Here is a 21,127-nt window from a genome sequence, read left to right as displayed (position 1 = left end):
AGCCGAGTAAAAAACGGGAACAAAAGCCGTGCGATTAAACCGAGTGTATCTGGATCAACCATTACAGCTAAATGACCGCTTTGCTCTGCCAGCGGATGCGGTTCGTCATCTGGTCACAGTATTAAAGATGCAGGCTGGCAGTGACATCGAACTGTTTAATGGCGATGGCCATAGCTACCGGGCCAATCTGACAGAAGTGGCCAAAAAACAGGTGACGGTGACCATCACCTCTCAGCAGACCGATGACAGAGAGTCAGCTCTGCAACTGCATCTGGCTCAGGGCATTTCTCGCGGCGATAAAATGGACCTGACTCTGCAAAAAGCCGTCGAGCTGGGCGTGCAACAAATCACTCCGCTGTTTACCGAACGTTGCGGCGTAAAACTGAGTGCCGAACGACTGCAAAAGAAGCAACAGCATTGGCAAAAGGTGATCATTAGCGCTTGTGAACAATGCGGCCGAAATCGTTTGCCGCTACTTAATGCGCCGATCCAATTAAACGCCTTTATTGATCAGCAAATCGCGGCAATGCCATCGCTCGAAACTTTATTATTGCTTAATCCACACCAGGGGCAGTCGATTCGAAATCTGAAACAAGCGTCACAATTTACCCTGCTTATCGGGCCAGAGGGCGGCCTCAGTGATCAGGAAGTTGAGCATCTGATGCAAAAAGGGGCAACCGGCATTCAACTTGGCCCTAGAATTTTGCGAACCGAAACCGCAGGACTGGCCGCTATCAGTTCGCTACAGGTTAGTTTTGGTGATTTTTAAAGCGCTTAGATAATTTAACCATGCACTCCAAGGCTCTTGTATTCATAAAGAGCCCCTATTATTAAACCGTTTTTTCAATAACCATGCACTTGCATAGACAACTCGCACACATCAACACTAACAACTTTAAACTTCGCCTTAACTAATGCCAACAAAAGTGATTAAAAGAAGCGAAACTTAGCCATATGTTAAATCTCCTTCTATAATAAATTTATCGTCTTAATAATTCCTTTTTTATGGTTTTTAATATTAATAATCGCCGAACTTTACCTGCGTTTGCATTCATAGCGTTGTTATTTATGTCAGCCTCAGTCTGGGCAGACACCTCATTGGAACAAATAAAGCAGCAAGCAAATACTAACCCGGTCGAAACCCTGTCGCTCATCGAACAACGTTTAACATTAAAAACACTGCCGCTTAGCGAACGTCTGGAATTAATGCTTATCGAGTCGCAACTCTACAGTCAGCTCGGTTATCTGGATAAGTCACAACAATCCGCTGTTAATGGCGAACAACTCGCCAGTGCCCACAATAACTTTCGTTACGAAATTGAATTTAAGTTAATGCAGGCCGAAGCCTTATCTCAAATGAGTGACTGGCCCAATACAAAAAAAGCCTACACTGATATTCTGCAACAGGTCGAACAAAGCAATCATCAAGATAAAACACTGCTCATTGCATTAACCAAGTCCAAGTACGGACTGTCCTGTTATTACAACGGAGAAAACCAGTTAGCGCTCGATTTGCTGTTTGATGCGTTTGAAAAATACCAAGCCATAGATACTGAAATGGTGCCAACCGTATTAGCGAATATTGCTCTGGTGTACGATGCCACTGGCGATCACCATACTGCCTTAAAATACTTTTTTAAAAGTCTTGAATATTACGACACCGATAAGCTTGAGCTGGCCGCTTCTGTCACTTACTACAATATTGGCTATGTGTCCTTAAAGGTTGATAAGTTTAAACAAGCGGAAACTTATTTAAAAAAATCCGAACAGATCGCCCGAAAGCATAATATAACCCAGGGCATTGCTTTTGCTACCAGTCAACTGGGTACTTTGGCGATTAAACAGGATAAGTTTGAACAAGCACTTATTTATTTAAATGAGGCCTACTCCATAGCCATTGACTTAAAAAATGATCGCCTGGTTAATCGAATTTTAGTGCAGCTATTACAATCCCATATAAAACTCGGCAATATCGCCAAAGTACGCAATCTTATCAATCAAATAATACCCGACCTTAACCAGTCGTCAGACGCCTATCAAGTTGATGTTTTAAAACTTGTTTCTAAGTTTCATGCCGATCAAAATCATTATGAACAGGCCATCAATCATTACCAGCAACTGATTGCATTACTTGAAGAAACCATTGATAAAACCAATACCGAACAAATCAGAGATATGCAAAATCAGTTCAGCAATCAACTCCGCGAGCAAGAAAATCAAATATTAAAACAACAAAATGAACTGCAGAAGTTAAAAATTTCGGAGCAACAAAACCAAACCTTAATATTTATTTTAGGATCAGCGGCCTTACTTATCGCAGCAGTTTTTATGACGCTTTTCTGGCGCCGCGAAAAACAGGTACGGCATAAGTTCACCCAGCTTGCATTGACCGATGAACTTACTGGCGTGCCCAACCGACGGCAAATTGTTAAGCTTGCAGAAGCTGAATTCAGCCGGCACCAGCGAACCCAAGTGGATGTCATTTATTGCATTATCGATCTGGATCACTTTAAAAACATCAACGACACCTATGGCCATGATATTGGCGATATTGTGTTGAAAAAATTTGCACAATCGGTAAAAAGAATCATCCGCGAGCATGACTCCTTCGGTCGCGTGGGTGGCGAAGAATGGTTACTGGTTTTGCCACGGCTGCCTGATAATGAACTCACTTCGTTCTTTATGCGTATTCGTGAAGCCTGTGCCGCTATGGATATACCTGAAATAAAAGAGACCATTACCGTTAGTATGGGTGCCGCGAAACCCGAAGAACACGACCGACTACTGGAAAGCGTTTTAAAGCGAGCCGATAAAGCCCTATATCGTGCAAAAGAGAATGGTCGCGATCAGGTGGTGTTAATTTAAACTTTTAATAGCGGATGTGTTTTTTACCAAAGGACACATGAGCAGCGCTGGTAACCTATAAAGCTTACTTTATTACTTCTCTCCTTTTGTCCTTATCCTATAACACTTTAGCTTGATATCATTTTACCTTGATATCATTTATACCACTTTCTAATGGCGACTTTTGATTATCGGTATCATTGTTAAATGACTTAATTTTTGACGAATGTATGCTAGGGTAGATGCCACAATGCATCGAAATATTCGACCTATATCATCTAACTAGAGCTATTAACGTTCGATTTTTTCACTGTAAACTAAAACTGGTCGATTGATAGAACCTTATTAGTAAAAATAAGTATTAGAAGCCTTCTCAAAAATAGCGAACGAAGGTGAGACAGCTTCTAGTAAAAATATATATTAGTCATAACCTGTAAAAACGAGTCCAGCATGTTAAAAAATACAGAGTCTAGCTACGGTACTTTAAGCAAAGCCTTACACTGGCTGGTGGCGTTAGTTGTTTTTACCATGTTTGCCGTTGGCTTTTGGATGGTAGAGCTCGACTATTACAGTGACTGGTATAAAACAGCACCCCACTACCATAAAAGTGTTGGCTTGCTGTTAAGTTTGGTTGTGATATTTCGTCTATTTTGGCGAATGATCAACAAACGGCCGGAGCCTCTTGCCACGCATTCTCGTTTAGAGATTTTTGCAGCCCATGTGGCACACCTCTTATTGTATCTGGCATTGTTTGCCATCTTTATCAGCGGTTATCTTATTTCAACCGCCGATGGGCGTGGTATCGAAGTATTTAACTGGTTTACCATTCCCTCAGCGGGTGAATTTATAGAACAGCAGGAAGATATTGCCGGCAGCCTGCACAAGTGGCTGGCCTATGGTCTTATTGCGCTGGTCTCTGTTCATGCACTGGCCGCTATAAAACATCACTTTATAGATCGAGACAATACACTGAAACGTATGTTGTAATGCTTGACGATTTGCTACTTTAAACCGTTACACTTTTGGAGAACAACACGATGAAAAAAACGTTATTAAAACACTCGATGTTATCTTTCGTAAGCGCCTTTTTATTAATGGGTACAGCAAGCGCAGCGGAATATAAAATTGATACCAAAGGCGCCCATGCTTTTATCAACTTTAAAATTCAACACCTGGGTTACTCCTGGCTAACCGGCCGATTTAATGATTTTGAAGGCACTTTCAGTTACGACAGTGAAAAGCCCAATGACTCTAAAGTAATGGTTGAAATTAACACCGCCAGTATCGACTCTAACCACGCGGAACGTGATAAGCACTTACGCAGTGATGACTTTCTTGAAGTGGATAAGTTTGCAAAAGCTAAATTTGTTAGCACAAAAATTACCGATAAAGGTAATGGCAAGCTGGAAGTGGTTGGTGACTTAACACTGCATGGTGTCACTAAGTCCATTACCATCGACGCTAAAAAGATTGGTGAAGGCAAAGATCCCTGGGGTGGCTACCGTGCTGGTTTTTCTGGCAAAACCACTTTGGGTCTAAAAGACTTTGGTATTCCCGAGCGATTAGGTCCTGCATCAACTGAAGTTCATATGTCGCTGCACATTGAAGGGATCCGCCAGTAGCAACGATCACCCAATATTAAACAGCATTATTTGTAACACCAACAGCCCGGCAATAATCGGGCTGTTTTATTTAAAACATTCATCTGGTTAATTTTAACTTCTGTTTATTAGCCCTAAACTCTTCCTTAAATTATTCTAATCATCCCTTTTGATAATTCTTAACTTAATCATCCTTGTCTTAATCATTCGTGTACTGCTCATCCGTATATTGCTCATTCGTTTATTAATCAGTACTTAATTGACCTACTGCTAATCACTTTGTAAGCTTAAAACAGCTTTTACAGTAATCATCTCAAAAAACTCCATAATAAAAACACTGGGAGAATGATATATGCGCGTTATTCAAGGGTTATTGATCGCGGGTTTGCTCGCGTTAAGTTTACAGGCTTGCAAACAATCTTCATCACCAGAGCAGCAACAACCTCAAAGCGATGACGTCACCGTTATCGCAGACACATTATTTTATAACGCGACCGTGTATACACTAAGCTGGCCCTCACCCGCACTTGATGGCACACCAGCGGCCGATGCACCATTTTATAAATCCAGTGAAGCGTCCAATGCTCAGGGTAGCGACCGGGTACACTGGCGCTCAGACGCCAATGCAGTAGCCGTATCCGATGGCCGCATTGTGGCGGTGGGTGATAACGAAAGCCTGAGTAGTTTTGTCGACGACCAAACACAAAAAATTGATTTAAAAGGTGCCATTTTAATCCCCGGTTTAGTTGACTCCCATGCCCATGTTTCTGAGCTTGGGCAAATATTATCGCGAGTCAATTTAATTGATGTTCCTTCCCCTGAAGACGCCATTGACTGGATCCAACAACAAACAGACGCTCAAGCGGGCGAGTGGATTATTGGTCAGGGTTGGGATGAAGGTGCCTGGGCAAATAATTATCCAAACCGACAATTACTGGATAAAGCGTTTCCCGATAACCCTGTTTTATTAAAAAGCCTGCATGGTTTTGCTGTGTGGGTAAACTCCGCTGCGCTTAAAGCGGCCAATATCACTGCATCGACCAAAGCCCCCATTGGCGGTGAAATAGTTCGCGACAATAATGGAGAGCCTACTGGCATACTATTAAATCGCGCCACCACCTTAATGGATACTGCTATACCTGAGCCCAGCGACAAACAAGTGAGCCAATGGATTATGGCCGGTCTGCAACAAATGGCCAAAGACGGTTATGTCGCAATACATCAGGCCGGTGCAAGTGCCCAACATATGAGAGTTTTTCAGCAGTTACGCGAGCAAAATCAATTACCGATTCGAGTGTACGCCATGTTATCGGCACGGGATGAATCGTTAAGCACACACTGGTTAAAACAGGGCCCACAGATTGATCCCGAAGGCTTTTATGATGTTCGCTCTGTCAAAGCTTATTACGATGGTGCTCTCGGTTCTCGCGGTGCCCGTTTATTGCAGGATTATTCAGACAAACCCGGCCATAAAGGTGTTAGTGGTGATGGTTACGGCTTTGACTCTTCTCTGGTTCGTCGGTTGATGGCGGCAGGTTTTCAGGTTGGTATTCACGCCATTGGCGATGCCGGAAATCGTGAAACCCTCGACTTTATCGAATCGGTTTACAAGCAATACCCAAATGCCAGCGAACTCAGGCATCGAATAGAACACGCGCAGGTGATCCACAGCGACGATTTTTCGCGCTTTGCTGATCTCAATGTAATCGCGTCGATGGAGCCGCCACACGCCGTTGAAGATAAAACCTGGGCAGAAGATCGACTGGGCCCCGATCGCATTAAAGGCGCTTATGCGTGGCGTCAATTAAGAGAACAAGGCGTACCCATTACTTTTAACTCGGATCTGCCCGGCTCCGATCATAATTTCTTTTACGGCTTTCATGCCGGCATTACCCGCCGTGACAAGCAGCAAGAACCCAGCGACGGCTGGTACCCTTCTGAGGCGTTAACCGCAGAAGAAACGTTACGCGCCTATACGGATTGGGCCGCTTACTCTGCGTTCCGAGAAGACGACACAGGCACAATCGAAGTCGGTAAGTGGGCTGACTTTACCGTGATGGACATTGATCCACTCAATACCCACCCGGATAAATTATTGGATGGTGAAATTTTAATGACGGTGGTTAATGGTAAGGTGGTTTATCAGCGAGAAAATTAACATTTGTTTTAAGCCGCGTTCACGTGAGTTTGATTAAATATTGGCAATAACTTACACCGAACCTGATACAACAAGCATAAGTTTATGTGCGTGTGCGCGGCTTGAAAACTTTTTATCCCGTGTTTTTTAACCTGCTTTGTTTAATATTTATTGTAATAGAACCAATAATAAAGCCCGGAATGATTTGAACCAGTGATCCATAAAACAGTTGGCTAACCAGTGCTTGCTTCCAATCCGAAAAAATATTGTAGTGCGTTCCGATTTGCCAAGTCGTATCAATCCACCACAGTAAAAAAACGGGAATGCGTGAAATAGGAGAGAATATAACTAAAACTAACAAAAGCAATGTGTATGCATTTTCTTCATCAAAGTTTTTGATGCCCCAATAAATTGAGTAAGCAATGGTTAACCAAAGTAATCCAATTAAAAAAATTGCATAATCTGGCAATCCAATTAACTCTAGAGAAAAGCGCACCGGTGTCACAATTATCGAAATGATAATTGGAAGCTTTGCAAACTGAAACGCTTTTCGAAACATAATATTCTCTTTTGTTTAAGCCGAGCGACAACCTCTTTAAAGCGGTTACCTGTGTTTGTTGACTTTGCTAAATTGAAATCAGAAAAATAGTATTACAAAAAATGGGATTAGTATTCGTTTAATGGTTTCCTTACTCGAAGATAAGTTAATGCCTTAAGCATTGATATATGCGCAACAAATGGCTACTTATCCTTCTGACTTTTACAGTTAAGTTCAGTGTAACCACAGTGGGGGCATTCATCAATTTCCATTAAAAAGTGAAGCCAATAGCCGATATTTCTTTTGCTAATCGCAAAATACAACCAACTTCTTTTGCAACTAGGGCAGTTTACTATAAAACACGCAGTTACTCCGATAAAAAAAGTTATCGCCAGGGCAGCCAAGCCCAATCCTTGATTATTTTAGGAGTTAAAAAAATATACCATTGAAAAGCCAAAAACTACGAACAGTAGGCTACATATGTTAAAACGAACACTTCTACCTGAAGACTTAAATAAATTCATTTTTTAGCTTTATGTCCGCGTTATAGGTGCGAGCTTACGAGCGACTTAATTGCCGCGTTTGTTAAATACTTATTTCGCCGCACTACCCAGTACCAAGAAACCCAAAGGCCAAGTAGCGAGCAGTGAGTATGTAATTAGGTTTGCGTTGCGTACCTTTCCCTTAATACTGAGTGAGGGTAATGATTTATTGATTTTCTTTGAAACCCAATATTCCGACCACCATCAGGCAAAAAAGAAGGGAATCAACAAAACTAAATCTGCAATAGGGATCATCCAGTTTAAGTCTTTCTCGTATGGTATTAGCCATGGAGCCTGCCATGTAACCGCTAAAACTTTACCCATGAAGGAATCAGTTCCGTAGGCACTACCGCCGCCAGTAACCATTTGAACCAATACAAGCAGAAACCAGTTGAGAGGTACACCTATTATGGTCGAAACCACATTAGAAATGCTTACCGTTTTCAAAGACTGGCCAAGAGACAGCTCTAAACTCTTTGATATGTAGGTTGCTTCTATAGCTATAATCGGTACTAGAGAAATCAAATATGCTGGCATAGCTAAAAACAACATAGGCACACCCGCATTAGCTTTGGCAATTCCAGGAATTACCAAAGCTAAAAAAGCTAGTATGGTTTTCTTCGATTTATACACAGTTCCCTCTTGATATTTAACGCTTTAAGAAGAGCTGCACGGTAGCGCATCTTTCTAGTTTTTACTGTTAGTTACCTTTTGTAGTCTGACATCCACTAAAAATGCAACACCTTCACAGCGTTCCCCATGCTCAGTCATTTTTGTGAATTTATTTTCATTAGCTATATAAGTTAGATAGCCATTTGCTTCCACTTGAAAACTACCAAAACATGAGAATAAGTTTGATTGAATTCCACCGTGGAACCAAACAGTCTTACTTTTATTAGGCAAGTAAAACTCACCATTTTTATTGGTAAAGACTTCGTCTGTATTTACCCTGACGCTCACCATCGAGCCATACTCCCCTGCTCGACTAGAAGGCTCTATGCGAGTCACTTTTGCGTTACTTACCGGTTTCCCTAACTCATCTAAAATGACACCTTTAAATTCAGGGGTGTAAACTTCAGGCAAAGGAAAAATGACACAACCTTGAAGAAGAATGGCGATAAATAAAATAAATATATGGTTCATACGCAACTAACACCTACATAACAAGCGCGAATTTATCAGCATCCTGTTGACCCACTGTTTACGCGGCATTGAGTTTTAGTTGTTGAACCTTACCAAGTTTGACGGCCTTTTTTGCCTGCCATAAATCATAGTTGTCTTGCATAGTTAGCCAGCTTTCTGGGGAGCGACCTAATGCTTTAGAGAGCCTTAAAGCCATCTCTGGGCTTATGCCACTTTGGCCCTTAAGCACACGATTTAGAGTTGAAGCGGCAACATCAAGGTGCTTGGCTAATTGGCGGCAACTAACATTAAAAGGCTCCATGTAGGTAGCAAGGATGAATTCACCTGGATGTGGGGGTTTGTGCATACTCATTAGTGATAATCCTCGTAGTTAACGATGTAAACATTGCCCGCCTCAAACTCGAAGGTAATACGCCAATTGCCACTGACGGTTATAGACCAGAGGTTTTTACGAGCGCCTTTAAGCTGATGAAGCCGATAACCAGGGATCTCGAGATCTTCAATGGCATGGGCGGTATCAAGGGCTGTAAGTTGCATACGAAGTTTGTTTGCATGCTTGGCCTGAATACCCTTCTTTGTGCCTTTCTCGAAGAATTGTTGAAGTCCTTTATGTTTGAACGACTTTATCATTAGTGCAGTGTAGCGCGTTGCGCAACATTGTCAAGCCGCATACCGCCTGCATGACCGGCCGACAACTGCGCAGCAGTTGGAGGTCCAGCCAGCGTAGCTGGCGAGGTTGATGCTCTTGTTATGTGGTAAATGCACCATATTAGTACCTTCTACTCTTGAACCAATCTCGAAACCCAAAGCCCAAGTACACGAGAACGCCAACTATGATCGCGGTCATTAAACATACCCGAAAGATCACCCCTAAACCCAGAGTGTTCTTCTCTAAGACTGAATAAGATGGAGAGCTCGCGTCATAGTGAACTATTACTTTTTTACCAACTGGATAACGAGCTACAACTTCCTCGGGTGAGTCAGTCCTTGAGCTAAAACTCACTAAGTTCGAATAATGTCAGGTAGCCGCAACCATATAGGTATAGCGGACATCAGCATAATATGTTCGACCATGCCGACTACTCAGTAATTTAACGCGGGAGAACGTTATCAGGCCTCACGTATTCGCATCATACTGATGAAAAAAGTACGAATAAAAAATGGGAAAATCATCGCCATTACTACTACCGTTTATGAGCAATAAACCGCCTATTGCAAAAACAGACCAAGCTAGCTTCTTTAAAATCGTGTTCAAAACAATAAGTCTACAGCAGCGCTGATAGCGCCGAAGGTAAAAAGCAAGGTTAGAAATACGCCACCAAAATACTCCACTTTGAAGCTGATTGGGTGATCAGACATACTGCGAGTTTCTCCAACGCTACCTATATAGAAACCGTGTTCTTTCATTGTCTGGATCAATTTCCAAGACATGAATGCCATGATGCAAAGTGAAATAACTAACCTAATGCCGCTATTACAATCGGGATGTAACAATACGATAAATACTCCCGCGAACATCATTAATACACGTGTCTTGAAAATAGCATTTTCACGATTTCTAGCACCATTTACTTTTGCTATCCATTTTTTATTCGCTTCTTTGATTTGCTGCTTGGTATATACCCTTGTTTGAAACTTACTATACGCGATGCCGCACTTGGGACACTGCCACTCAGGAGCCGTATCGGTGGCGGAGCGTTGATACTTGCACTTCGGACAAATGTTATTAAAAGGTTTACTCATGAACTGGAATTACCACATAACTTTTTAATTATGTTCACGTTGGCATAAGTAAACGCCAACCAAAAATCCATTGAACCTTAACTCCTAATGTAAATCAACGAGATAGCCTATTTTTTATAAAGCGCCACTCTACATATGAGGATATCCCATTCAATAATCGTCCCTTTCGACAACATTAAAGCGCTTTTAAAGCGTCATTTTAAACAATGAATCAAACCATCACTTAATAAACCTTACCGCGTAAATTGGCGGTAAATGATTACTTAAACACTGCCAACTATCCCCTTGATTGTCACTTAACCATAAGTTACCCGTGGTTGACCCCATCAGTAATTGGTCGCCTGTGGCATCAATATCCAGCCCGTGCCGAAACACCAAGTCGTAACTGAGCCCTAGCGGTAATCCTTTATTTAATTGCTCAAATGTTTTTCCACCATCCCGTGTGCGTGTGACGACAAACTGCCCATCAACAGGGATCCGGCATTCGTCTTTTACCGCTGGTACAAACCAGGCGGTGTTTCCATCGTCTGGATGCACCACCGTGGCAAAACCAAAAGCGGAGGGTTCCACTGACTCAACTTCTTGCCAGCTTTTTGTGCCATCACTGGAAACAAAAATACCATTATGATGTTGCACCCAAAACTGTTCTGGATCCGATGGGCATTGAACCATTCTATGCGGATCTTGAATTAACGGATCGCCTGCTTGTTCAGGTGGCATATACTCAGCACGCATACCCTTGGATTGATTATTCCAGGACTCACCGCCATTTTCGGTTACCCAAACACCGGCACAGGAAACCGCAATAGACACTTTGTTTGAATCTTCTGGATCAACACAAATGGAATGAATGCCCGCTTCATCAAAACCGCCACCAAACCATTGTTGCTGCTGTTTGTATTGCCAAAGCGTTTGATTTAATTGCCAGCTGTTGCCACCATCATTGGAGTAAAACAGGCCTCCGGGAATAGTGCCCGCCCAAAGTTCATTAGAGCTTTCACCCTTTGCAAACTCAAGACTCCAAATCATTTTCAGGCTATCGCCGTCTTCTTTATCGTCCTGTTTTGGGTAAGCTGGCGCAGTTAACTCCTGCCAATGTACGCCTTCATCGTCACTGGCGTGAAACTTGGTACCAAAATGGCCGTGATCCAGCGCGGCGTACCAACGCGCATGATGCTTACTGGCCAACATCATGGTCACTGGCACACCCGAAAAGCCTACGGGTTCAATGGTTTGATGTTCGGTTAGTTTAAATAAACCTTTTCTTGTCGCTATTAATGCAACCGCGCTCATAATGCCATCCTTCTTTCTTCAACGTGAGTAAGAAAACATTAACCGCCAGATAATGCCTGTAGAATATAAATTTCCGATTGCTCGTTAACGCTATCGGATAAATGAATGCGATCGCTGATAGTACTGCCGTCCACAGCAATCAACATGTGTTTGCGCAAACGCCCCTGATCATCCAGCACATAACTTTTTAACTGATCATTATCACTAAATGCATTATCCAATGCTTCACGCACAGTTGTTCCGGACACCTGCTGTGATGGGCAAGACAAATGACGTTCGAGATTTTTGGTGAATATAACCGTGGCCACCGAGATTCTCCGGCTGAGAGATTTAATTCATAGGTTAAATTATAGCCAAACAGAGTCAAAGATCGATGGCTTTTTCCAGAAACTGTAAATTTATAAATACGACATTAATCGTCATATAAAAGTTAAGTGCGCTGCATCCGAAACCAACAGTGCGGGTATAAAAGCCCCAAACGGCATATAAACAGCTCCCGTCAACAACACCAACAAACAACAATAAGTAACGTGGATAGAAAATGAAGCAGGCCGACTCAATACGCAGATACGTAAATGAGTCAGCGTAATGATGACAATATTATTGACTGTTTGGATTTTATCTCGAACCCACTCGATAACCGGTTTGTAATAAATCGCTAAGCAGCTAATTACAAATTCGATACCACCTAAATCCAGTAGCAGCATAAGCTCTGGAGCCAGACAGGCCGCTACCAGTACAATCATTCCAAGACATAATTTACTTAATAACGAACGATTTCTCCAAAAATCCATAAATAATTCTGCTCCATTTTTGTAACGCTTTATCAACCGAATATATCGTAATTCAGCTTTTCAAATAGAACTAAAAAGTAAAATTATGTAACCAAAGACTAGACCGTCATGGTTTTAAAACCACTCGATAACAATTGTCATTGATTAGTGTGCTCATCTTTATAAGGAAAATATCGTGCAAACAGGAAGTGAGAAGGTAGATAGATTACGATTATAAATCCTGACAAGAGCAGGCTTATGTATAACGGGGCAGCCAACTCGCTTTGTGATTGGCCAAGCCCATAAACCCAGTTGATATTTTCTGAAGGCTCAGTCAGTAAACGAGTGAGCGGTAATATCACGAGAGCGAGTAAACATTGGGTTGGCAATGCACGGCGATCGTAACCAAAACGATAAAGCATCAATAGCAATATTGGCGGTAACGCCAAATGAAAAGTCCCCGAAAGAATACGGATATGCCATTGCGTTTCATTGGAGAACATATAAGCGGCAATGTGTGTCAAATTCCCACCGAATAGAAAGTCGAGTACCCACATCAACTCAAGAGCCAGCACACTAACAGCCATGATGCTTGCCAGAAAGCGACTTTCTAACCATAACGCAGGCACAAGAACTATCAATGCTATGTCGGAGAACCACAAAAAATTGGTTGGCCCCAAGTCATGCCAGTAAACCGGCACAATTAGAAAGACCATTAGCGTATAGGGCAGTTTGATCCACAGTGAAATTCGATTTCTATTCATTGGCCTTCAAGAGTACCATGTGTTTTTCATTGACATAAAACTCATATACATAAGCTTCATCAGGTAGATGACTAAAACGGCTAATATGCCACGGCCAGTCAATGAAGCAACGTTGCCCGTCTGGCCAGGCTATCTTAAAAGAAAGACTATCTTAAAAAAATTATGGTATGTAACGTTAACAAGGCGATCAGCGATAACAACATCACTGATCGCGTATTTTTCACGAACGATTGTTATCGCTTAATCCCAAACTGTAAATCAAAAAAGTTTCGGATCATATTCATGCGATGCATGCCGGTTTTCTTACCACGAATGCTGTGCTTCTTACCCGGATAATCCATCACAAAAAACTGGATATTATTATCCTGCAATAATTTATAAAGCTTGGTGGAATTTTTAAATAAAACATTATCGTCCGCCATGCCATGATAAATCAGCAAAGGGCCTGATAGATTTGTTGCGTAAGGAAACACCGACGATTCGTCATACGCTTGTTTATCTTTTTGAGGCGTTCCCATGTAACGCTCTGTGTAATGGGTATCGTATAAACGCCAGTCGGTAACCGGAGCACCCGAGACGCCCGCTTTAAAATACTCGGGCGCTTTAAACATAGTCATCAAGGTCATATAACCGCCATAACTGTGACCGTGCACACCAACTTTATCAGCATCAATCCAGGATTTTTGCGTTAAAAACTTAACCCCTTCAATTTGATCCTCCACTTCAATTTTACCCATTGCGCGGTAAATGGGATCTTCAAACGCCTTGCCACGATAATTCGATCCTCGGTTATCCACGGTGAATACCGCATAGCCCTGCTGTGCCATATATTGAGGCAGCATTCTTCCCCAGCGATTGGTCACCATTTGCGCGTGAGGACCACTGTACAAATAAACCAGTGCCGGGTATTTTTTTGAGGCGTCAAAATTAGCGGGTTTGTAAAGTCGATAATAAAGCGTTGCTTTATCTTCGGTTTCAAATGTACCAAATTCTGGTTTTATCCAGTCTGACAAATAAGGCGTCAGCGGATGATCGTCATCCACTTTATTTTCAACCAGATAGGTAATGCGTTCACCATTGGCGTCATTTAACGAAACTTTGGGTGGTGTATTGGCATTTGAATAATTATCCGTAAAACTGCTGCCGTCACTGGCAAAAGAGATCGAGTGGAAGTAACCCAGCTCCGTCAAACGCTTAACGTTATTATCGGAAAACCCTGTAACATATAAGTGCGATTCAAGGGGTGTATCTTTTCGGCCAGTAAAATAAACTTTTTTATTGGCCTGATCGATGTATTGAATGTCTTCAACCACCCAGTCACCCTGCGTGATTTGTACCTTTAATGTTCCATCCATTTTATACCAATATAAATGTTTGAAACCATCGCGTTCCGATGCCCAGATAAAGCCAGAACTTTTCTTCATTTTTTTATCGTTTAAAAAGCGTAAGTCATGGTGCAAGTTAATCCAGGTATCGCTTTTTTCGGTTAACAGTGTGGACTGCTCCATGGATGGCCACTGGACTTTCTGTAACTTTAATGTTTTTTGATCGCGACTCTGCCATTGATAAGTAAAAACATCACTGCTATCGGTCCACTTCACTCTGGGAATATAAATATCTTTATTGCTGCCAAGATCAACCCATTTAATTTTCTTGTTAGAAAGCTCAAGTACGCCCAGATCGATCTCAACATTATTTTCACCCGCAAACGGATATCGCTGAGTAACGGTTTTTATTTCTTCGGCGTAAATTTCACTGCGAGTTACCAACTCTACAGGAGATTCATCCACTTTGGTTAAGGCAATTTTAGATTCATCGGGCGACCACCAGTAGCCAGTCATACGATCCATTTCTTCCTGAGCCACAAATTCCGCCATACCCATTTTGATATCGCCGCCACCTTCAGTGGTTAACTGAATTTCTTGATTGCTGCTTAAATCAAAAACGTAGACATTTTTTTCACGCACATAGGAAACAAAGTTGCCTTTGGGAGAAAACTTAATATCGGTTTCAAATTCAGGCGTTTCGATCAACTTACGCGCTTTTTTATTGCCCACTTTCCAGTAAAAAATATCACCACCTAATGGAAATAATAATGCTTTACCATCATTGGACCACTGGTAACTAACAATGCCCGAGCCAGAAAGACGCAATCGCTCACGACGGGCTTTTTCTTCATCGGACAGTTGTTCTGCGCCAGAATGCAAGTCGTCGGAATTGAACAACATTTGGGTTTTACCCGATTCTATGTGGTACTCCCACAAATCCAATCGCTGATAATCGTCTTTTTTACCTTTTAAAAAGGTTACTCGCTGCCCATTGGGAGAAATTTTAAGCCCCCGAATTGAATCGCCCGACAAGGTAGGTGAAGCGTAGATGCGCTCAGGCGTGAGCTTTTCGGCCACAAGCCACGGCGATAAACTGAGCATGCCCAGTGCCATTATTTTTTTCATGGAAAGGTCCTGTTATTTTAAGAGTGGCTCGAGTTTAAGCATTTGTAGGATGAAGCTCAAGTTTGCGCTTGTAACGGATTATGGATGGAGCAATAGACTAGACTGGATCAGCGGCTTCGATTGCAAAGCCGCTGTGGACAATCCTTTGACTTAAACAAATACCTTAAGCAGATTTATGAAACCAGTCGCGCCAGCTTTTTTGATGCTTGCTGCCATGATCCATGGGATCAAAGTCGTGTATGGATAAGTATTCGGTGTGATCTTTTCTTGGCTCAAATTCACCGGAGCAGGTTTTAAAACTGTAATGTTGCGACCAGCTTTCTGCGTTTTCAATCACCTGATTGATGGCATCCACCACATCCAACACATCCTGATTGGTCGAAGTAGGATGAAACGACACCCGAACCCAACCGGGTTTATCGGTTAAGTCGCCCGAATCAATTTTGCTGGTAATAGCCGATGAAGTGATTTGATCCACATCAAGCAAAATATGACCGTAAGTACCGGCGCAAGAACAGCCCCCCCGAGTTTGAATGCCAAACTTGTCATTCAGCAAACGGACGATCAAATTATGGTGCATACCCAAAACATAAAAAGATACGATACAGAGCCGATCTTCTACATTGTCCTGCAACATATTCACTTTGGGATTTTTTGCCAACTCACTCATAAACAAGGATCTTAGCTCTTTTTCCCGCGCTTCAATGTTTTCAACGCCCATGGCGTCTTTTACTTTTACCGCCAATGCGGCACGAATGAGTTGTAGAAAACCTGGCGTACCGCCGTCTTCACGAATTTCTATATCCTCAAAAAAACACTGCTCACCCCAGGGATTGGTCCAGGTAACGGTGCCACCGCCGGGCTGATCCGGTACTTTATTTTGATACAGTTTTTTATCAAAAATTAAAATACCGCTGCTGCCTGGTCCGCCTAAAAATTTATGGGGCGAAAAGTAAATGGCATCAAGCTTTTGTTTAGGATTAGCCGGATGCATGTTCACATCCACATAAGGCGCTGAAGCTGCAAAATCTACAAAACACAGACCGCCATGATCGTGCATGATTTCCGCCATTTGATGATAAGGCGTTTTAATGCCGGTCACATTACTGCACGCAGTAAAGGCACCGATCTTTAATGGCCGATCGGCAAATTGAACCAATAACTCTTTAAGGTGATCCAGATCCGGCAATCCATCCTTCGGTTTAATCATTTGAACCGTCACTTCACAGGCATTCCAGGTGGTTTGATTGGAATGGTGCTCCATGTGAGTAATAAATACGACTGGCTTCTCCTGTTCCGGAATTTTAATTCGCTCTTGCCATTTTTCAGGAATTCGCAAGCCTAAAATACGTTGAAATTTATTGACCACCACCGTCATACCAGCACCGGCAGCAATAAGTACGTCGTTATCATCGGCATTAACATGCTGTTTAATGATTTTCTGCGCTTCGTGGTACGCATGGGTCATGGTGGTGCCGGTCAGCGTGGTTTCGGTATGGGTATTCGCCACATAGGGGCCAATCATATCGGTCATGTAGTTTTCAATCGGCTGATAAAGTCGTCCACTGGCGGTCCAGTCGGCATAAATGACCGGACGAGACGTGCCATTTAACGCCACCTGAAGATCGTTACCGATGATGCCGTTGCGAAAATCTTTAAAATAGTGCTCAAGATTCATAAAACTGTCCAGAAATCGTTAGAAATGCCCTAGGGCTAACCAAAGCTTTAAAAGAGATAAAACAATTTAGGTTATATTAGCAATTACGAATATTATGCCAGACTTTACCGCAGAAATACTCGATGGATGACATTTTTTTGTACAAAAACGTACCGAAATGCGGCTTGTTCGACCTGCTACCAGCTGCAAATTCGCCTGTTTGGCCAATACTTTTTAATCGAGTGCTTTATTCGATGCCTAACCTGTTGCAATCAGCTGGAAGTCACTGCTCAGAAATGAGCGCTCAGAACAGTCGCTAAACCGCTCCGGGAAAGTCCAGCTGACGCCATGCTTCAAACACAAAAATAGCAACGCTGTTGGATAAGTTCAAACTTCGACTGTCCGCTTTCATGGGCAGTCGCAACACACAACCCTCAGGCAGTGACTCACGAATACTAACGGGTAAACCACGTGTTTCCGGACCAAACATAATATAGTCGCCAGCTTTGTATGGCGCTTTATGATACGACACCGTCCCTTTGGTTGAAGCAGCGTATAAGGTTTGTGGCTGCTCACTCTCTAAAAATGCTTCATAATCCTCATGAATTTTTACCGACGTCCATTCGTGGTAATCAAGCCCGGCACGCCGCATCCGCTTATCTTCAATTTCAAAGCCAAGCGGTTTTATCAAATGCAATTGAAACCCGGTATTGGCACACAAACGGATAATATTGCCGGTATTCGGCGGAATTTCGGGTTGGTAAAGCACAATGTTTAGCATGTTCGGTCACAGTCGACTGGGAATAAGCGAATTTTACTGATAGTTTGCAGGTATGCAATTGAATTATCAGAAACTTGCTACTTGACCAACACTCTCTATACTTTTTCAACTTATACTTAAGCAACTAAGTACAAACAATAAAAACCTGACAAGTGATCGACCAATAAAATAGAACGAGACGCCATTAAATATTATGAGAATAACGACTACTCTATTAGCTCTGATTTCATTTGCGCTCAACGCTCAGGAGCTGCCACGCTTTTTTGATCCGGGTATAAACAACATTTCACTCGCAAAAGACGCTTCTAATATCATAAAGCTCGACCAACATAACTGTTCAAAATTGATGTACCGGTCTTTTTGTTTTTTAAATAAACAGAAAAGTGAAATGATCAAGTTAACGACATATCCTGGAGGAGTGAACTACCACTTTTCCTATATTGAGGTATCAAAAACCAACAATACTGATTACCCAAGCTTGTTTAAAAACACATCCCAGTTTGCAACCCATAAGGGTATTAAACTTGGTCTTTCAAAGTCGGAGGTCACTTCAATTTTAGGCGAGCCAATTCAAGCTAATAAAAATTATATAATGTATAAGTCAATTAATAATGATTCACTGTTAAAATATTACAACATGCCCATATATAAAGCAGAGTACTGGTTTAACAATGATCAATTAGTCGAATTTAAATTTGGTTTTATTAATCCATAGACTTTCGAGCTAACAAAGCACAACTTTAGTGTAAGATATACAAGCAAATAAAATCTCTACCTGACTAGAACCTTAAAAACACCACTAATCTAGTTTGAAAAATAAATGCTTATCATAAAGTCATTAACTACGTTTAACCAATGTGCCAATTGATGAAATAGAATCTTTACCCGTGCAACTTAATTTCTCTATAACTTTTTCACAAGGATTTTCATTGGATTCAATACAAAACTTGAAATGAGTTTGCGTTTTTATTGCAGTGTTTAACAATCCTTTTGGCAGTTCAGGCCAGTTCCAATTTAACACAGCCTTTTTCGATGCTTTATTAAAAACTCTATCAGTTGTTTTTTTAACGTGTATATTTTCAATTTCATAATCAGGAGTAATGACATACTCAACAGTTGCACAACCTGTTTTGTTTGAAACAGCTGCTGCAAAAGGATATCGAGCGGGAAATCTATTCAGTAGTTGCCACTTTTCTTTTAATAGCTCACCTTCAACAACCGGAAGACTTGCATATTGCTTCTGCTCTACATTATTTGTTGCACACCCTGCTAACACTAAAACGCCTATTGTTTTTATTATTGCTTTACTCATTTAAGCTGACTCCTTTTTAAAAATATTTTATACTCTATAAAAGTAGAGAATATATGCTGCACAAACATGGATGCCAGTTCAAATGGTTTTCAAAAAAATTCACCGAAAATAGAATGCAGATTAAACCCGATATTTTTTCTGTTTTCGGGTAATGGTATTGCGTCCCCACCCTAATAACTTTGCGGCTTCCTGCTTATGTCCATCTGAAATGGTTAGTGCCAGATCAATCAGCATTTGCTCCAGTTCCAGCTGTACCTTTTGTAATGCCTGTTCGTCACCTTGTTGTACTTGCTGCATTAGCTGGTGTTGAAATTCCGCTTGCCAATTTGTCCCTGATATTTGATCACTGTCTAAATTTTCAGAAGAAACCGTTTGGTGTTTTATTTCAGGCGGTAAGTCAGTTTCTAAAATTTCTCGACCTGACGACATCACCATTAACCAGCGACAAACATTTTCCAGTTGCCGAACGTTACCCGGCCAGCTGTATTGCATTAATCGTCGCTCGGCTTCGCGGGTTAGTTGTTTCGGCTCTGTTTCCAGCTCTTTTGCGGCTTCGGCTAAAAACTGCGCCGATAATAAAGGAATATCCGATAACCGTTCTTTCAGTTGCGGCAGCTGAATTCGGATCACATTAATACGATGAAATAAGTCTTCGCGAAAACTGCCTTTTTTCACCAACTCTGCAAGATTTTGATGTGTGGCTGCTACCACTCGAACATTGGCACGCACCGGTTGCGTGCCCCCCACCCGATAAAATGATCCATCCGACAACACTCGCAATAATCGGGTTTGGGTATCCAGTGGCATATCGCCAATTTCATCGAGAAATAGCGTGCCTTGCTCGGCCTGTTCAAAACGCCCCAGATAACGCGAACTTGCGCCGGTAAACGCGCCTTTTTCATGGCCAAATAATTCCGACTCAATTAAATCTTTTGGAATGGCCGCCATATTTAACGCCACAAAAGGCCCTTTGCTGCGGCGACTGTGTTGATGCAACGCACGGGCAACCAGTTCCTTTCCGGTGCCTGATGCGCCATTAATGAGCACGGAAATATTCGATCGGGACAATCGACCAATGGCGCGAAACACTTCTTGCATGGCGGGCGCTTCGCCAATGATGGTGGGCAATGATTCAGCGATAGTTGAATCGTCTACGGCACTCTCCTGTTGATTAACTTGCACCGCACGACTCACCAGTTCAATCGCCTGATCCACATCGAAAGGTTTTGGTAAATAATCAAAAGCACCATGTTCGTAGGCGTTGACGGCGCTTTCCAGATCACTGTGCGCGGTCATAATGATCACCGGTAAATCTTGATACTGCTGTTTTAACTCTTTTAACAAAACCAGCCCATCATCACCGGGCATACGAATATCACTGAGCACGGCAGCAAAGTGTTGCTGCTCTAATAATTCGCGCGCCTGCTGAGCATTTTCTGCCGCGCTAACCGCAAATCCTTCATCGCTTAACGCCTGCGTCAGCACCCAACGAATGGATGTGTCATCATCAATCACCAGTACCGGTGTTTGCTCAGTCATAATAATA

At 42.2% G+C, this 21,127-nt stretch carries 21 protein-coding genes; 5 read left to right on the top strand and 16 right to left on the bottom strand.

The window, feature by feature from the left end; translation table 11 throughout:
• Window positions 1-28 precede the first annotated feature (28 nt).
• From C8D97_RS06210 to C8D97_RS06190, 5 genes are all read left to right on the top strand, one after another.
• Entirely contained in the window at window positions 29-769 is a 741-nt protein-coding gene (locus C8D97_RS06210; protein ID WP_109762890.1) for a 16S rRNA (uracil(1498)-N(3))-methyltransferase, read from the top strand.
• Window positions 770-1,068: 299 nt separating this feature from the next.
• Window positions 1,069-2,865 carry a tetratricopeptide repeat-containing diguanylate cyclase gene (locus tag C8D97_RS06205; RefSeq protein ID WP_170115160.1) on the top strand — a complete coding sequence of 599 codons (1,797 nt, stop codon included), beginning with the start codon at window positions 1,069-1,071 and terminating at the stop codon, window positions 2,863-2,865.
• 429 nt (window positions 2,866-3,294) lie between these two features.
• Entirely contained in the window at window positions 3,295-3,831 is a 537-nt protein-coding gene (locus C8D97_RS06200; protein ID WP_109762888.1) for a cytochrome b, read from the top strand.
• A 50-nt stretch (window positions 3,832-3,881) separates the two neighbouring features.
• Window positions 3,882-4,466 (top strand): YceI family protein, encoded by a 585-nt coding sequence (locus tag C8D97_RS06195; protein ID WP_109762887.1) that lies wholly within the window; start codon window positions 3,882-3,884, stop codon window positions 4,464-4,466.
• Window positions 4,467-4,797: 331 nt separating this feature from the next.
• Window positions 4,798-6,603: an amidohydrolase gene (locus C8D97_RS06190; RefSeq protein ID WP_109762886.1), complete on the top strand. Its 1,806-nt coding sequence runs from the start codon at window positions 4,798-4,800 to the stop codon at window positions 6,601-6,603.
• A gap of 112 nt (window positions 6,604-6,715) precedes the next feature.
• Here the strand turns inward: C8D97_RS06190 and C8D97_RS06185 are convergent, their stop codons facing one another.
• From C8D97_RS06185 to ntrC, 16 genes are all read right to left on the bottom strand, one after another.
• Window positions 6,716-7,141 carry a hypothetical protein gene (locus C8D97_RS06185; protein WP_109762885.1) on the bottom strand — a complete coding sequence of 142 codons (426 nt, stop codon included), beginning with the start codon at window positions 7,139-7,141 and terminating at the stop codon, window positions 6,716-6,718.
• A 725-nt stretch (window positions 7,142-7,866) separates the two neighbouring features.
• Window positions 7,867-8,295 carry a hypothetical protein gene (locus C8D97_RS06180; protein ID WP_210204872.1) on the bottom strand — a complete coding sequence of 143 codons (429 nt, stop codon included), beginning with the start codon at window positions 8,293-8,295 and terminating at the stop codon, window positions 7,867-7,869.
• Window positions 8,296-8,349: 54 nt separating this feature from the next.
• Window positions 8,350-8,805, bottom strand: a complete 456-nt coding sequence (locus C8D97_RS06175; RefSeq protein WP_109762884.1) for a transthyretin-like family protein — start codon at window positions 8,803-8,805, stop codon at window positions 8,350-8,352.
• 58 nt (window positions 8,806-8,863) lie between these two features.
• The gene (locus C8D97_RS06170; RefSeq protein ID WP_109762883.1) at window positions 8,864-9,157 is read right to left on the bottom strand and encodes a HigA family addiction module antitoxin; all 294 of its coding nucleotides are present in this window, start codon (window positions 9,155-9,157) and stop codon (window positions 8,864-8,866) included.
• Window positions 9,157-9,435: a type II toxin-antitoxin system RelE/ParE family toxin gene (locus C8D97_RS06165; protein WP_109762882.1), complete on the bottom strand. Its 279-nt coding sequence runs from the start codon at window positions 9,433-9,435 to the stop codon at window positions 9,157-9,159. Before C8D97_RS06165 ends, C8D97_RS06170 begins: the two co-directional genes overlap by 1 nt.
• 139 nt (window positions 9,436-9,574) lie before the next feature.
• A complete protein-coding gene (locus C8D97_RS18590) occupies window positions 9,575-9,808 on the bottom strand; it encodes a DUF3592 domain-containing protein (RefSeq protein WP_425348728.1) in 234 nt (77 codons plus the stop codon).
• 248 nt (window positions 9,809-10,056) lie between these two features.
• Window positions 10,057-10,548 carry a hypothetical protein gene (locus tag C8D97_RS06160; protein WP_109762881.1) on the bottom strand — a complete coding sequence of 164 codons (492 nt, stop codon included), beginning with the start codon at window positions 10,546-10,548 and terminating at the stop codon, window positions 10,057-10,059.
• Window positions 10,549-10,767: 219 nt separating this feature from the next.
• Complete coding sequence (locus tag C8D97_RS06155) at window positions 10,768-11,841, bottom strand: WD40/YVTN/BNR-like repeat-containing protein (protein ID WP_109762880.1); 1,074 nt, start codon at window positions 11,839-11,841, stop codon at window positions 10,768-10,770.
• 38 nt (window positions 11,842-11,879) lie between these two features.
• Window positions 11,880-12,149 carry a MoaD/ThiS family protein gene (locus C8D97_RS06150; RefSeq protein WP_109762879.1) on the bottom strand — a complete coding sequence of 90 codons (270 nt, stop codon included), beginning with the start codon at window positions 12,147-12,149 and terminating at the stop codon, window positions 11,880-11,882.
• Window positions 12,150-12,260: 111 nt separating this feature from the next.
• Entirely contained in the window at window positions 12,261-12,635 is a 375-nt protein-coding gene (locus C8D97_RS06145) for a hypothetical protein (protein WP_109762878.1), read from the bottom strand.
• A 137-nt stretch (window positions 12,636-12,772) separates the two neighbouring features.
• Complete coding sequence (locus C8D97_RS06140) at window positions 12,773-13,378, bottom strand: membrane-associated protein (protein ID WP_109762877.1); 606 nt, start codon at window positions 13,376-13,378, stop codon at window positions 12,773-12,775.
• A 233-nt stretch (window positions 13,379-13,611) separates the two neighbouring features.
• Window positions 13,612-15,831 (bottom strand): S9 family peptidase, encoded by a 2,220-nt coding sequence (locus tag C8D97_RS06135; RefSeq protein ID WP_109762876.1) that lies wholly within the window; start codon window positions 15,829-15,831, stop codon window positions 13,612-13,614.
• A 163-nt stretch (window positions 15,832-15,994) separates the two neighbouring features.
• A complete protein-coding gene (locus C8D97_RS06130) occupies window positions 15,995-17,509 on the bottom strand; it encodes an aminotransferase class V-fold PLP-dependent enzyme (RefSeq protein WP_109762875.1) in 1,515 nt (504 codons plus the stop codon).
• 295 nt (window positions 17,510-17,804) lie between these two features.
• Window positions 17,805-18,269 carry a tRNA (uridine(34)/cytosine(34)/5-carboxymethylaminomethyluridine(34)-2'-O)-methyltransferase TrmL gene (gene trmL, locus C8D97_RS06125; RefSeq protein ID WP_109762874.1) on the bottom strand — a complete coding sequence of 155 codons (465 nt, stop codon included), beginning with the start codon at window positions 18,267-18,269 and terminating at the stop codon, window positions 17,805-17,807.
• A gap of 838 nt (window positions 18,270-19,107) precedes the next feature.
• Window positions 19,108-19,581, bottom strand: coding sequence for an energy transducer TonB (locus tag C8D97_RS06115; protein ID WP_109762872.1), 474 nt, complete (start codon window positions 19,579-19,581; stop codon window positions 19,108-19,110).
• Between the two features lie 120 nt (window positions 19,582-19,701).
• On the bottom strand, window positions 19,702-21,120 hold the full coding sequence (gene ntrC / locus C8D97_RS06110; RefSeq protein WP_109762871.1) for a nitrogen regulation protein NR(I): 1,419 nt from the start codon (window positions 21,118-21,120) through the stop codon (window positions 19,702-19,704).
• Between the last annotated feature and the right edge of the window lie 7 nt (window positions 21,121-21,127).

The sequence above is a fragment of the Pleionea mediterranea genome, from assembly GCF_003148745.1.
Taxonomy (GTDB): Bacteria; Pseudomonadota; Gammaproteobacteria; order Enterobacterales; family Kangiellaceae; genus Pleionea; species Pleionea mediterranea.
This window is presented reverse-complemented; position numbering and strand designations above follow the sequence as displayed.